The sequence below is a fragment of the Lactiplantibacillus modestisalitolerans genome, assembly GCF_005405425.1.
Taxonomy (GTDB): Bacteria; Bacillota; Bacilli; order Lactobacillales; family Lactobacillaceae; genus Lactiplantibacillus; species Lactiplantibacillus modestisalitolerans.
The window spans coordinates 41504-56294 of the sequence record NZ_BJEA01000016.1; the positions used below are offsets into that span (position 1 = coordinate 41504).

Consider the following 14791-nt stretch of genomic DNA (forward strand, 5'->3'; position numbering starts at 1 on the left):
TAATATTTTCTACAATTCAAGTCAATTGCATACTTGTTAAGTTTAACCTATCGCTACCATAAAGTAAACCAAATCAGCCAAAAAACCGCGCAAGTACGCGTTTAATTGTAAAATTTCTGAAAAAAAGAGACCCGGAAGTAACCTCCCAAGTCTCTTAAATGAATCAATGAAAATCAGTTAGAGATTAGTCATCAATTTCTGAAACAACACCGGCACCGACGGTATGGCCACCTTCACGAACAGTGAACTTGGTACCCTTTTCGATGGCAGCTGGTTGAATCAATTCAACAGTGAATGTGACGTTGTCACCAGGCATAACCATTTCAACACCGTCTGGCAATTCAATAACACCAGTGATATCAGTGGTGTGGAAGTAGAATTGTGGACGATAGTTTGAGAAGAATGGCGTATGACGGCCACCTTCTTCTTTGGATAAGATGTAGACTTCACCCTTGAACTTCTTGTGGGTTTGGATCGAACCTGGCTTAGCCAAAACTTGACCACGAACAACTTGTTCACGGTTGATACCACGTAACAAGGCACCAACGTTGTCACCGGCTTCACCTAAGTCAAGCGTCTTACGGAACATTTCAAGACCCGTAACAGTTGACTTCAAGACGTCATCGTGTAAACCAACGATTTCGACTTCGTCACCAACTTTAACAGTCCCACGGTCAATACGACCAGAAGCAACGGTCCCACGACCAGTGATTGAGAAGACGTCTTCAACAGGCATCAAGAAAGGCTTGTCAGTATCACGAACTGGAGTTGGGATGTATTCATCAACAACGTCCATTAAGTGTAAGATAACCTTTTCTTGTTCAGCATCGCCTTCAAGGGCTTTAAGAGCTGAACCGCGGATAACTGGAATATCGTCACCAGGGAAATCGTATTCGGAAAGTAATTCACGAACTTCCATTTCAACTAAGTCAACTAATTCGTCATCGTCAACAAGGTCAGTCTTGTTTAAGAAGACAACGATGTAGTCAACACCAACTTGGCGAGCCAAGAGGATGTGTTCACGCGTTTGTGGCATAGGACCATCGGTTGCGGCAACAACTAAGATGGCACCATCCATTTGAGCGGCACCAGTGATCATGTTCTTAACGTAGTCAGCATGTCCTGGGGCATCGATATGCGCGTAGTGACGCTTTTCAGTTTCGTATTCAACGTGCGCGGTGTTGATAGTAATACCACGTTCACGTTCTTCGGGAGCAGCATCAATTGCGGCGAAGTCTTGAGCTTGAGCCAAGCCCTTTTCAGACAATACCTTAGTGATTGCTGCAGTCAAAGTAGTCTTCCCATGGTCAACGTGGCCAATAGTACCAATGTTTACATGGGGTTTTGTTCTTTCATAATGTTCTTTTGCCATTAATGAAACCTCCTGTGATTTTCGCAAGAATAGTGCCAGACCTAATTAGGCCCCGACAATTCTTTAGTTAGTATTATACTACATCCTAGTGAAAAGGCCAAATCCAGCACCCATCACTGAGAATCCTTAAATATTATATATAGCCCCATCTGATTTGTAAACAGATATTATTCAAAAAATTGAATTTTTGTAAGCCAGAGCTTATTGCTTTCAATTAAAGTAATAATTCGGAGTTATATTTTTGAATAACTGATTGTAAGTGTACCATTTTTTCTTCGCCTGCGGTTAAATTAGTTGCGGGCGTTGTCGGTGACTGGTTCAACATCAACCGAACCCAGGCGTTTGCATCCGTAATTCCCAATTCAGTCCGTGGGTATAAATACATGAGCTGTAACCGCAAGCTCGCAGTTAACTCCTGACTTAAACTAGCATTCTGATGGCCAATTCTGGCTTCAAGAGCAGCGTGCACCGTTTTTGCCAAGGAATCCGTTCCAACTGGAACTAACGCGCTGGGTTGGCAACTAATCACGGTTTGGTCAAGCCATTGAAAGGTCACCGTTTCGCTAACGCCCAGTGCTCGTAGCGTATCCAGCACTTCTACCCGGGCAAGTTGGTGTAAAAATGGGTCAACCAGCAAAAACTTAGCCGCGGTCACGTACTTTTCATAGGTAAGCCGTTGAGCCGCCTGAATCTGTTCAGCCTGTGCAATTGCTGGCTGATCTGAAAGGTGATAAAAGCGCCGCATTGCCGTCTTCATGGTTGCGGCCATCTCAGAAGTTGCGGCCCGCTCCGCCGCGTCCAGTTCACGACTAGCCGTTTTCGACCAATCCCGATGCGTTACCCGGGCAACAATTAACATTCGGGCCGGAATAAACTGCTGACTACCAATCAGCGCCCGCAAATACAAGCTGGCCGCCGAATCACTTCGGCGATAAACACCTTCAAATTCGGCCGCATAGTTAATCGCTGCGGAATACTGGCGATCCGCAACTAGGGCCGTCACTAATTGAAAATTAAACTTCGGCGTTTGTTGTGCCTGATAAACGCGTTCCCATAAGCTGGCCGCTTGCGACCACTTTTGGGATGTACTGGCCGCTTGGGCCGCTTGATAGAGTTCCTCAAGAGTCAATTCTGACACCCCCATCTCAAAATCATCCACACTAAAAAGCCGGGAAATTCCCGGCTTTTTCAGCTATTCTTTTGGTTGTGCTTTAGCTTGCGCTTTAGCAGGTTTTCGCTTGGGAACCCGGTGCGTCGTCGACTTTTGATTCGTTGGTCGTTTAGTCGCAGCCGTTGATTTCTTAGCGGCCTTCTGCTTATCAGCTGCCTGCCGGCCCTTTGATTGGCCCGCATTCGCTTTGTCAGCCGCTTGCGTTTTGGCCTTTTTCGCGTGGCGGTGATGATGCTGATTAACTTCCATAATTACCGGCAAAATCACTGGGTGACGCTTCGTCTGATCCCATAAATAATGGTTTAGTTTTTCACGGACCGCCTGCTTGAGGTGTCCCCAATCAAACTCCTTGTTATCCAAGTTTGATTGCACGGTCGCCCGCACCAATTCAGCACTTTCCTGCATCAAATCCTTACTGGTCTTAACGTAAACAAAGCCGCGGGACGTAATTTTCGGCGTCGCAATAATTTTTTTCTTCTTCCGGTCAATCGTAACGACTGCCACGAAAATACCATCTTCAGATAAAATTTTGCGGTCGCGCAACACAATGTTCCCGATGTCACCAACACCAATCCCATCAATCATGGTGTCGCCAACTTCAATCGAGCCCGCCAAGTGCATTTCTTCGCCATCATATAATAGTTGATCACCTTTAGATGTGATGAAGATATGGTCGGCCGGAATCCCAACTTCCTTGGCAAATTCCGCGTGGGCGTCTAAGAGCCGATATTCCCCTTGAATCGGGATAAAATATTTAGGCTTCATTAGGTCCATCATTAATTGTAAGTCCCGCTTAGTCGCGTTACCAGACGAATTCATTTCATCTGCAATGGCCTTCACGTCGGCACCAGCCCGATAAATAATATCACGCGTCTTGGCAACGACCGTTTCCATTGAATGGGACGGCGTTGTCGTAATAAAGACTAAGTCGCCCTTTTCAATATTAATCTTGCCCTCTTGCTTATTAGACATCCGCTGAAGTGCTTTAATGGGTTCCCCCATTCGTCCAGTTTGTAGAATAACCACTTGTGACGGATCTAACTTATCGACGGCTTTCAGTGGTACCAAGACATCGTCCGGCATTTGTAATTTACCTAATTTCAAGGCAGTCTTAACAATACTTTCGACGTCTCCCGGCATGAGTGCAACCTTCCGATTCGACTTAGCCGCCGCATCCAACACCTGTTGAATACGTAAAATATTGGACGCCACCGATGCCACAATAATGCGACCCTCATGATATTTAAACGTCTCCAAGACGTAAGCCGCAATTTCACGTTCACTAACTGGCTGCCCATAGTTTTCAGCACTGGCCGAATCACTGAGGAGCGCCAGAACGTGCTTCGACCCAATTTCTGCTAACCGGGCAAAGTCAGTTTTGTAATCACCAACGGCGGTTGGATCAAATTTAAAGTCGCCCGTATAAACAATTGGCCCCGCATCGGTTTGCAGGACAATGCCCATTGAATCGGGAATTGAATGGGTTGTCCGGAAAAACGAAACGGTGACGTTACCAAAATCAATTTCCGTTTTTTCATTAATGATATGAAAATCATTAAACTTTTTGGCCTTCGGATCTTTTTGTAACTGAATTTTTGCCAACTCAATGGTCAATTCAGAGCCGAAAACTGGGACGTTGAATTCACTTAGAAAGTATGGCAACGCACCAATTGCATCCGCATGACCATGCGTTAGAAATACCCCGACAATTCGGGACGCATTTTCCCGTAAATAGCTAAAATCTGGGATGACAATGTCAATCCCTAGTAGCTCATTTTCCGGGTACTTCAAACCACAGTCTAAAATGTAGATATCGTCATCAACTTCGACTGCGTACATGTTTTTACCGTTTTCACGAACCCCACCAAAGGGGGTAATTTGAATTTTACTACTCAATTATTTCACCTTGATTCATTTAATGTTTAACGTTGTGAACAGCTGATTAGCTTGTTCATCATTTAGCGGTAAAATCGGCAACCGTGGTTCACCAACGGGCTGACCGAGATGGTTCAACGCCGCTTTAACTGGTGATGGTGACGGTGCACTAAACAAAGCTGCCATCTTAGGGGTTAAATCCCGTTGGTACTTAGCAGCTTTCGCAATTTCACCCTTTTCAACGGCTTGGAACATGGCCGTCATTTCATCCCCATAAATATGACTGGCAACTGAAATAACACCCGCACCGCCAATCTCCTTAGCGGCCAAGCTCTGTGCATCTTCACCAGTATAAACTAAGAAATTAGCGGGTGCGTTTTCAACGATGGCGCCAAATTCGTCCATCGACGTGCACTGCTTAATCCCAATAATATTCGGGTTTTGTGCCAAAGTTAAGACCGTTTGAACGTCCATTTTAACGATGACCCGTCCCGGAATATTATAAATGATAACGGGAAGGCCACCCTGATCAGCAACCGCCGTAAAGTGCGCGATCATGCCCGCCTGGTCCGGCTTATTGTAATAAGGAACCACGACTAAGGCCGCATCGATTCCCTCAATCTGGCTAACCCGCTTCGTAAACGCAATGGTTGCCGCCGTACTGTTAGAACCAGTCCCAGCAACAATCGGCACGCGCCCAGCAACGATTTGCGCAGTTTTAGTTAATAACGCAACCTTTTCATCGTCCGTTAAGGTCGGGGCTTCGCCAGTAGTGCCCCCAACGATCAACCCCTGAGTACCATGGGCTAACAAATGTTCAATCAGGCTTTTAAGGCGCGCATCGTCTAATTGCTGTTGCTCATCAAAGGGGGTTACCATCGCAGTCATTAAATCAACATTTTCAAAGTTCATGAATTAAAAACTCCTCTATTAAGTTTTACGAGTATCAATATACTCATACCGAATAAGTAACTCTCCTTAGTTTATCACATTTTAAACTAAAGCAATAGCTAGACCGTTTACACCATCAGCCTTCTGCCCGACCGCGTGAACGCCGTAAGTAATGCCACCACAGCAGAACCACACCCAGTTCAAGTAGCGCCGTCACCAAAAAGATCGGTTGGTACCCCCACTGATTAGCGACCACCACCGCCAATCCGGGGCCCACCACGTTACCGGTGGCCTGTGCCGACTGGTTCAAACTAAAAACCCGACCAAAGGTGGCCCGGGGGACGTGCTCAACCGTGATTACCTGCAACGCGGGTAGCAAGGCAGCATCTGCGACCCCTAAAAGTAAGCGCAGTACAAAAACTTGTAGCGGCGACTGCGCCCAGCTCGTTAATAACAAATCCAATCCCGCTCCGCTCAGAAAGACCAGCAAACATCGCTGGGCCCCAAACCGGTCGATTAACTGGCCAACCCACCCAGCCATTAAAATGGTCGCAATCCCTGGTGCTGCGGCAATCAGCCCGGTCATCCATAAAACGGTCTGGGTCGGCGCGCCCCGTTCCAATTCTGCCACGAATAAACTTAATAACGGGGTAATGGCGTTCGTTGTCGCCTGAATCACGAGTAACGAACTAAACAACGCCAATAAAAACGGAGCCCCCAGTTGGCGTAAGACGGGCCGCAGCGGCGGTAACGCCGCCCGGCTAATTGGCGTTACCTCCTCCGTGACTCCCCAAAGGGTGAGGCCAAATACGAGCGCCATCAAAAAACTAGTCACGATAAACGCTCCCCGGTAGCCAACCGTCGCCGCTAAACCACTTCCTAACAGCGGTCCTAATAGGCTACCACTGATTGCGCCAGTCACCAATTTACTGAGCAGTTGGCCTCGGCGCTGAGCCGGCACCGTCAGTGACAGCAGGGCGTTTGCATTATTGATATAGCCTGAAAACACCCCCTGCAACGCTCGTAGCAATAGTAGTACCGCTACGTTAGGGGCCAGCCCCACCCCTAAAATAGTCAGTGACATCATTCCAGAAGCGCGTAAGCACATTAACTTACGCCCCTTTTGATCCGCTAAGCGTCCCCACAAAGGTGCAACCAGCGCCTTGCAAGCGTACGTCACGCCAAACGCCGCCGCCCCTAAAAAATTTAGTTGTGCAGTGGTAAAGGTTCCTAATGTTTGGATATAAAGTGCAATAAATGGTAGCGTCATCGCGTTACCAAGATCGGTAATCAAACTACCAAACCATAAAATACGAAAATTCCGGGTTAGCGTCGGACTTTTAATCAACCTAATCGCCTCAATCATTTAATCTATCGCCCACTATAGCGAACACTCGTTTGTTGATGGTTGATTTTATGTATAGTTTATGTAAAGGACGTTTACGACCCGGGAATCCGCTTAACGAACCGGTAATTAGACAAAAAAAGGCACCACCCATTCGGGTAGTGCGCTTAATTTCATAATTAACGACGAAGACCAAGGCTCTTGATCAAATCGCGGTAACGGTTAACGTCTTCTTTACGAAGGTAAGCTAACAAGTTACGACGGTGACCAATTTTCTTCATCAAACCGCGTTGTGAATGAAAATCCTTCTTGTGAACACGGATATGTTCGTTCAGTTCGTTAATGTCTTCCGTTAAAACTGCAACTTGGACTTCAACTGAACCAGTGTCGCCTTCATGACGGCCATACTTATTAATAAGTTCCGTCTTCTTTTCGCGTGAAATTGCCATGTGTTTCAACCACCTTTCAAATAATTGCCCTAAACTGAGTAAATCGTCGGTGGTGCGCGAAAAACTAAGTAAAGGGTTGCTGAACACTTGATATAGTTTAGCAAAGCAAGCAGTAAAAAGCAAGCACCAACGCATATCAAGATAAATTACTTTACACTTAACTATTGCATTCAAGCCGGCGCTTATGTATAATAGCATTTGTTGAAAAAATGATGGAGGTGAATCTGATGCCAATTATCAAATCCGCTATTGAACGCGTGAAAACAAACAATAAAGCAAACGCCCGTAACACTGCACAAATGAGTGCAATGCGGACCGCTGTTAAAAAATTCGAAAATGCTAAAACTGCTGGCGCTGACAACGTCGATGACTTATACGTCGCAGCCGTAAGTGCTGTTGACAAAGCCGCTTCTAAGGGGCTCATCAAACGTAATAAAGCTGCCCGTGACAAGTCACGGATGGCTGCACGTTACGCCAAGTAATAATTAGAACGCCGAAGCTTCGCGCTGGCGTTTTTTTATACCATTATTTTAGGGGCTTCACAATGCAAACGATTTTGCATTGTGAAGCCCCTATTTTTATGCCCGCCGACCACTCACAACGCGCCGTTCATTTACAAATTGAACCATGAATAATTCAAATAAAAGCTCCGGGTCCCGTTGGGTCGTCTTCATTTGGTTTTCAGTCTTTAATAGTCCTAAGTAAGCTGCTCGCAACGCAGCCTGATCAAAATGCCGCACAACTTGCATGGCTAACTTAACCCGGTACGGGTGCACCTTCAACGTGCTTGCCAGACTTCCTTGACTATACCCCGCCCGCGCTAATATTTTTACCTGTAGTAAAAGTCGAAATTGGCCAAGTAAAATGGCGTTAATTTTCAACGGCGCTTCCTGGGCCGCCACCAAGTCGTGATACAACGCCACGGCCGCTTGCGTTTGGTACCGTAAAACATGATTGACCAGATCAAAGACGTTTTGAGTCAGGGACTTCGTAACCAACGCGTCCACTGCCGCTAGTTCAATCCGCTGGGTTTGCGCCGCGTAGATCATTAATTTCGGTAATTGCCCCATAATTAACCCTAGTTGCCCATCCGTCCGATTCATCAGCTCTTGAAAAGCATCCTGGTCAATACTGATTTGCTTTGCATCCAGTGCCGTTTGCACGTACTGCCGCGTTTCGCGCTCCGAAACTTGATTGATTTCAATGATGGTGGCCTGCTTTTTCAGTGTTTTAACCAGTTTTTTTCGCGCATCCAACTTATCATAAGGCGCAATTAGCACCAGGATCGTACTCGGTTCAGGATGCTCGAAGTAACGCTGTAAGCTCTCCAGATCATGGTCCACTTTACTTTTTTTATTTTCACCGGTCAAAAAGTACGGGTGGTTTACAAAAACCAGCCGCCGTTCACCAAAAAACGGTGCGGACATGGCATCGTCCAACGCAACGGCAACCGGAGTCGTTTCCATATCATAACGACCGACGTTCATCGTCCGTTCTTCGCTCGGAATTAATTCTATTAGTTGGTGCCTTAATTGATCAGCTAAATAATCCACTTTTCCTAAGATAACGTAAAGCGGTGCTATTTTACCCGCGCGAATGGTTTTCAAGGCCTGCTGAGCGTTGATATAAATTACCCTCTTTCAAAAATGTTTGCCACCGTTCTGGACGACCACCCCCGTACCAATACGTGATCATCCCCTGTTGGGCAGTTGAATACGTCCAGATTTGCTGTTGACGTAACGTTTCCAACGTACTGGCATTCGGGTGACCGTAACGGTTATGCCGCCCAACGGATAGAATACCAATTTGGACGCCGAGTTGCTGAAGCACCCCCGGGTCCGAAGCGGTCCGACTACCGTGATGTCCTAATTTTAACACGGACACCCGTAAATCGGGAAACTGCTTCATAATGGCCCGCTCACCCGGTCGGTCTAAATCGCCCGTAAACATAAAGGTTCGCCGACCAAACTGACCGCTCACAGCCAACGAGTCCGCATTCTCAGCAGTCCCCGGTTTAAACGGATGCCGGACGGTTAAACCATCCGCGAACCGCTGACCGGCCAGGGCCTCAATCACTTGCGGGGGCCGGCGGACGACGTTTAATAGTCGCTGGAATTTAGGCAAGTGCGCCATTCCAGCCGGGACAACTACTTGTTTAACCCGCATCAACCGCAACAAAGCCCCGAAATCTCCCATATGGTCAACGTCTTTATGGGTCAAATAAACGCGATCTAGCTGCGTAATTCCTAAACGGTGGAGGTAATTAACGGTAATGCTTTCCACCCTTGGCCGGCGATATTGATCAGTCTGCTTCCAGGCTGGTTGGGGAAACTTCAATTGGCCGCCCGTATCAATCAAACTAACTTGGCGGTTGAACGGTCGACGAATTAGAATCGAATCGCCTTGCCCAACGTCAATAAAGTGAACCGCTCCCCGTAACGGATAGTGCAACGTAATGGCGAGCGCCAAGTAAGCTAACAGTAGCGATTGGTATCGCCGCCAACTGGGCCGACGCAGGGTCCAGAGCGTTAATAATCCTAGTCCCCAGCCCCACACCGCGTTTGGTTGACCGACCGTTAACAAGCCGGGAAGTTGCCCAACTGCCACTAACCCGGCTTGAAAATGGCTAAGTAACCATTCAATCGGGGGCGTTACCGCGGGATTTATTAATCCGAAAACGGTGCCGCCAATGGTTGCCGGAAAAATAACCGCTCCAAACAGTGGCGCAATTAAGACGTTAATGAGCAAGCTTAAAACGTGCCATTGCGCCGTAGCAATCAGTAACAACGGCAAACTGACAAGTTGCACGTTGAGTGCTAATTGCCACGGTGAGCGGTGCGGCACTAGTAATAACAGTAGCGCTAAGCCGTAGCTAAGTTGCCCGCCAAGCTGGCCTAGCACCCCCGGATCCGTAATCAACCCAATTAAGAGGGCCGCACTCCAGCCGCTCAAAGCACTATGGCGCTGATGACTCAGCCGCTGCCATACCAGTGGTAAGCCAGCCGTTAAAACCGCTCGCTGTAAGCTAGCCGCGCCCCCACCCAATATCAGGTATGCGGGTAGCAATCCCAATAACCAATTGGTCGTCGCCTGTTCACTTAAATGCAGTCGAATCAATCCCCAGCGAAGCATGCTGATCAAAAGAATCACGTGCATGCCCGACAAGCTAAATAAATGGAGTAATCCCAACTCACGCACCGGTGCCATTTCAGTTTGGAAGTCAGCCGGCCGCATACCAATCAATAAACTGAGCGCGTACCGCCGTAATGTCGGCGGTAACCGTTCGCAGGCTAGCGCAAACTGTTTACGATACCGATGCAACTGCGCTGCGGGCCACTGCCAACCAGTCACCTTAAGCGGCGCCCACTGATAATGGTCTGCTAGCTGCAATTGATACAAAACACCCTGACCCCGGTAATACTTAGGGGCATCAAATTGCCCTGGATTAGTTGGCGGTGCCACTGGCCCAAGCGTGCCTTGAACGCGCCATTCAGTCGTGGTTGTGACCGTTTGAAGCTGATGCTGATCCGCTGGACGAGCAATGCGACCATATGCAATCACCCGCCCCTTGCCCGCAACGGTCCCTAGCAGCTGCAACTGGTCCCCGCGAACGCGAACATCATCGGGTGCCACTACCATCCGGGTCGTTACCGTTGTCGGCATCTGAGCTTGTGCGTATTGAAAGCGTTGTCCTTGCCAACCAAACCAACCCATCATGAGTCCGGTAACGCTTAGGGTGGTCATTAAAATCACCCGATTTTGAGTCCGGTAAGCGCGGACAAGCCACAAGCCTAATAACCCGGCCGCCACCCACTGATCTGCAACCAACCAACTGCTGAGTAACGCCGCAGCGATGGCGGCAAAAAACAGCGCCGTCATTTACTGTTGGTTAAGTAAAATCTTGTCTAATCCCAACTGATCTAAATCATGTTGATCAAATTTAACTTGTTGTAACGCAACCCCCTTGCGCTTAATAAGCGCCATGGCGTAATCGTCATTATGATAATTACGTAAATAATGAATTTTCTTAATTCCGGCTTGTAACAGCATCTTCGTGCATTGTAAGCACGGAAAATCCGTGACGTAAATTTCCGCACCGTCCGTGGCCGCGCCAAACTTCGCACACTGCAGAATTGCATTCATTTCCGCATGAATCGTCCGAACGCAGTGTCCGTCAACTAAATAACAGCCTTCATCAATGCAATGAACATCGCCCGTGACCGAACCGTTATAGCCACCGGCAATAATCCGTTTGTCCCGGACAATCGTTGCCCCCACCGATAACCGTTCACACGTGCTCCGCGTCGCCAGTAGCACGGCTTGCATCATAAAATATTGATCCCAAGGAATTCGCTGCTTTTTCATTATAATTGCCTCACTTTCAATGACAGTAGTATACCAAATAGTCTGGCGGTGAACTAGACACTCACTTTATCTTTATACTTTGCAACCGTTTTTTCACCAAAACCGGCAACGTTTTTTAAGTCATCGACCGATTTAAACGGACCGTGCTGTTGCCGATAATCAATAATTTTCTGGGCCTTCTTCGCGCCAATCCCCTGTAGCGTTTGGAGTGCCTGGGCGTCGGCGGTATTCAAATTAACGCCAGCGCCGGAAGCCCCGCTTGCTTCCGTACTTGCACTAGTCGCGCCAACCGGCCCCGCGGAGGCCGCCGGAGCCGTCGTTGGCGGCAAAACGGGGTGCTGCTCCCCCTTCGCTGGTACGTAAATAACTTGCTGATCACGAACTTTAGCTGCCAAGTTAACCTGCTGTTGATCGGCCTGCGGTAACAAGCCCTGCGCCAAGCGAACAACGTCGGCAACCCGCATGCTTGCTTGAACCCGGTATAAACCGGGACGTTTAACCGCTCCCTTAATATCAACGTACGCCTCCGTAGCTGGCGCGGCGATTGAATTAGCCGTCCGCCCCGCTTGGTGCGACGCCGGTTTCCCAGCGGGCCGCGCCGCCGCTGAATGGGCTTGGGCCAACACATTAGCTGGTTGCGGTTCAGGCTGGGCTAACTGTCCCAGTCCCCAACCTATCGCCGTAATCAGCACCACAACCGCAACCAGTCCAACTTGCCAATGGGCCTTTAGCCAGAGCCACTTTTCCATCATTGTGATAACCACCTTTCCGTTCATTCATTAATTTCGCGAAAAAGGCGTGAACGCACGAAAAAAGAGTGGAATTTTTTTCCACTCCCAAAGTTAAGAGTCTATGATATTTGGTGTTGATTTGCTATGAAGGCTGCCAATTGAATTTTCAATCAATTCGTTGTGACTAGCAAAATAGCAAGCAAGATTATGTTAAATTTAGTAACCGTTCTGTAGGATCATCTTCATTAATTTAGACTTACTAAAATATCCCGTGAAACTCAGTAAAAAAGCCAGTCTAGCCAGTAGAGGGTGTAACCATGGCTCAACTGCGAAATTATTCTTGGCCGGAAGTGGGCTGCTTCCGGCTTAGAATAAGGCTTGAATTTAAGATTGCTCAGTAGTTTTTCTGAGTGAGCTCAAATCGATGCCCGCAGTGTTCCAGCCAACCGGTTACACCCGCTGCTGGCGGCAACCTCAACACCAACTGGTATAGAGCCAAAGTTAATGACTCAATAAATATTGACGGGCTTCCGCGAACGTCTTAACCGGTACGACCTTCATATTAGGGGCGTACTTTTGGGCGGTTCGCTTCGCAAGTTGATAGTTTGTCTGGTGCTGTTCTTCTAACGCTAAAACGGCCTTGGTCGGTTTAACGTACGGTGCGAAGAAAATCGTCGCCCCTGCGTTTTTAGCGGCAATAATTTTTTTATCGATCCCACCAATTTCACCAACCGAGCCATCGGCCGCAATCGTTCCGGTTCCTGCAACCTTGCGTCCCCGACGTAGATTTTCACCGCTTAACTGCTGATAAATCTGTAAGCTAAACATCAAGCCAGCGGAGGGGCCGCCAATCTGACCCGGATCGACCTTAACCGGGATGTCCGTGTGAACCTTAACGTTATCGGTCAAGCCCACGCCGATTCCCGCGCGCTTCGTACTCAATTTAATTAACGGTGCTCGGGCCGTTTTAACGTGACCGTTATGGCGGTACGTCAACGTTACTTTGTGCCCGACACCCCGTTTTGCAATGTAGTTTTGGTAACCGCGGGCACTTTTAAAATGGTGTCCGTCAACTTTAGTAATCGTATCGCCCACTTTAACCTTTTGCTTAAAATGGGAATTCTTTTGAACCGTTAAAACGTAAATGCCACGATACGTTTTTTGATAAGTCTGGCCCGCTGCACGATAAGCCGTTGCAATCGCTTCGTTAATCGCGCTCTGCATATAAAACGACTGGACCTTATCGTAGGTCGCGTCATCCTGGCCACCATTAACTTCAGCGGCACTGACAACCGAATAATGTGGATTAAACTGGGCAAATAACCACGTTACCGGGGTGGCTTTCGCCAGGCCAACCGAGGTCAGCATAAACTTTCCCGCGCGTTTGTCCGGGTGACCTTGAACCGTAACCAAACTTTTTAAGTTGTTGGCATCGCCCGGACCCTCAACGTACGCCGGTAATGGGAACCAAAATAAGAGGATCACCACTAAAATAGCGACTAACCAGCCCCAATAGCGGCGTAGTTTATTCATTAGCGCGCTCCCTTAGCCGGGTCTGCAATAACTGGGCGACCGCGTCCGGGACGTACTTGGAAACGTCGGCTCCCATCTTGGCCACTTCCTTAATTAAGCTGGAAGAAAAGTAGGCGTACGGTGGCCGGGCAATTAAACAAATCGTTTCAATCTGATCATTCAACGACTTATTCATCCACGCAATATCCCGCTCGTAACCAAAGTCCTGTTCGTTTCGTAACCCCCGGACCAGCACCGTCGCGTGCATTTTGGCCATAAAATCGACCGTTAATCCGGTCGCTGCTTGCACTTCAACGTTGGGTAAATCCTGCACTTCGGCACTGATCATTGCGACCTTATCCGCCATTGAAAACAGTGGTTGCTTACTCGTATTAACCATTACCGCAACAATCAACCGATCAACTAACCGGCTAGCGCGTTGAATCATATCCAGATGACCGCGCGTGACCGGATCAAAACTCCCCGGAAACACTGCTGTTATCATTCGTTGCCCCCCACTTCTTGCTTTTGGTAAATTGTAATCACTGTAATACCGTAGTCTTGACGGCGAATTCGTTCAAAACCGGGTAATTCAGCCGGTAATTGGGCGTTGGTATCCGTTTCACAAACGATCCGGCAACCCGGGTTCAGCAGTTGTAAGTCCGCACACCGTTGAATGTCCTTCACAATTTGTTGCTTTGCATAGGGCGGATCCAAAAAAACGAGGTCAAACGTTTGTCCTTGCGTGGCTAGGCGCTCTAAAACCCGTTGCGCGTCTCCCTTGATAACGTCAAACCGATCCGCAGCTTTCGTTACAACGATGTTTTCTCGGATGGTCTTGATGGCCTGGTATTGCCGGTCAATCAAGACTGCCTGGTCAATTCCCCGGGAAACGGCTTCAATACTTAGACCGCCACTCCCCGCAAATAAATCTAACGAACGGCCGCCATCAAAGTACGGCCCAATAATATTAAAAACGGCTTCCTTAACTTTATCAGTCGTCGGCCGCGTTTGCATGCCGGGGACGGCTTTTAATCGCCGACCGCCAAATTCTCCTGCTACGATTCGCATCTATTCTCT

Annotated in this window: 14 protein-coding genes; 1 reads left to right on the forward strand and 13 read right to left on the reverse strand. The window is 48.2% G+C overall.

Annotation, left to right across the window (positions count from 1 at the left end):
* Positions 1-184: 184 nt before the first annotated feature.
* The 6 genes from tuf to rpsO form a co-directional block, all read right to left on the reverse strand.
* Positions 185-1372, reverse strand: a complete 1188-nt coding sequence (tuf, locus tag FFM79_RS09870; protein ID WP_137643313.1) for an elongation factor Tu — start codon at positions 1370-1372, stop codon at positions 185-187.
* Positions 1373-1586: 214 nt separating this feature from the next.
* Positions 1587-2501, reverse strand: a complete 915-nt coding sequence (locus FFM79_RS09875; RefSeq protein WP_137643314.1) for an outer membrane protein assembly factor BamD — start codon at positions 2499-2501, stop codon at positions 1587-1589.
* Between the two features lie 63 nt (positions 2502-2564).
* A complete protein-coding gene (locus tag FFM79_RS09880; protein WP_225424431.1) occupies positions 2565-4439 on the reverse strand; it encodes a ribonuclease J in 1875 nt (624 codons plus the stop codon).
* Between the two features lie 15 nt (positions 4440-4454).
* Positions 4455-5330: a 4-hydroxy-tetrahydrodipicolinate synthase gene (gene dapA, locus FFM79_RS09885; protein WP_137643315.1), complete on the reverse strand. Its 876-nt coding sequence runs from the start codon at positions 5328-5330 to the stop codon at positions 4455-4457.
* A gap of 115 nt (positions 5331-5445) precedes the next feature.
* On the reverse strand, positions 5446-6657 hold the full coding sequence (locus FFM79_RS09890) for an MFS transporter (RefSeq protein ID WP_225424432.1): 1212 nt from the start codon (positions 6655-6657) through the stop codon (positions 5446-5448).
* Positions 6658-6833: 176 nt separating this feature from the next.
* Positions 6834-7103, reverse strand: a complete 270-nt coding sequence (gene rpsO, locus FFM79_RS09895; RefSeq protein WP_137643317.1) for a 30S ribosomal protein S15 — start codon at positions 7101-7103, stop codon at positions 6834-6836.
* A gap of 227 nt (positions 7104-7330) precedes the next feature.
* Here rpsO and rpsT point away from each other — a divergent pair, with 227 nt between their 5' ends.
* The gene (rpsT, locus tag FFM79_RS09900) at positions 7331-7585 is read left to right on the forward strand and encodes a 30S ribosomal protein S20 (RefSeq protein WP_137643318.1); all 255 of its coding nucleotides are present in this window, start codon (positions 7331-7333) and stop codon (positions 7583-7585) included.
* 96 nt (positions 7586-7681) lie between these two features.
* Here rpsT and holA read toward each other — a convergent pair whose 3' ends face one another.
* The 7 genes from holA to rsmD all read right to left on the reverse strand — a co-directional run bounded on the left by holA (position 7682) and on the right by rsmD (position 14782).
* Positions 7682-8728: a DNA polymerase III subunit delta gene (gene holA, locus FFM79_RS09905; RefSeq protein WP_170177442.1), complete on the reverse strand. Its 1047-nt coding sequence runs from the start codon at positions 8726-8728 to the stop codon at positions 7682-7684.
* The gene (locus FFM79_RS09910) at positions 8688-10982 is read right to left on the reverse strand and encodes a DNA internalization-related competence protein ComEC/Rec2 (RefSeq protein WP_137643320.1); all 2295 of its coding nucleotides are present in this window, start codon (positions 10980-10982) and stop codon (positions 8688-8690) included. Before FFM79_RS09910 ends, holA begins: the two co-directional genes overlap by 41 nt.
* On the reverse strand, positions 10983-11468 hold the full coding sequence (locus tag FFM79_RS09915) for a ComE operon protein 2 (protein ID WP_137643321.1): 486 nt from the start codon (positions 11466-11468) through the stop codon (positions 10983-10985).
* A gap of 53 nt (positions 11469-11521) precedes the next feature.
* The gene (locus tag FFM79_RS09920) at positions 11522-12220 is read right to left on the reverse strand and encodes a helix-hairpin-helix domain-containing protein (protein WP_225424434.1); all 699 of its coding nucleotides are present in this window, start codon (positions 12218-12220) and stop codon (positions 11522-11524) included.
* Positions 12221-12700: 480 nt separating this feature from the next.
* A complete protein-coding gene (locus FFM79_RS09925; RefSeq protein ID WP_137643322.1) occupies positions 12701-13732 on the reverse strand; it encodes a SepM family pheromone-processing serine protease in 1032 nt (343 codons plus the stop codon).
* Positions 13725-14216 (reverse strand): pantetheine-phosphate adenylyltransferase, encoded by a 492-nt coding sequence (gene coaD / locus FFM79_RS09930; RefSeq protein WP_137643323.1) that lies wholly within the window; start codon positions 14214-14216, stop codon positions 13725-13727. Before coaD ends, FFM79_RS09925 begins: the two co-directional genes overlap by 8 nt.
* A complete protein-coding gene (gene rsmD, locus FFM79_RS09935) occupies positions 14213-14782 on the reverse strand; it encodes a 16S rRNA (guanine(966)-N(2))-methyltransferase RsmD (protein ID WP_137643324.1) in 570 nt (189 codons plus the stop codon). The genes coaD and rsmD overlap by 4 nt, the downstream gene beginning before the upstream one ends.
* Between the last annotated feature and the right edge of the window lie 9 nt (positions 14783-14791).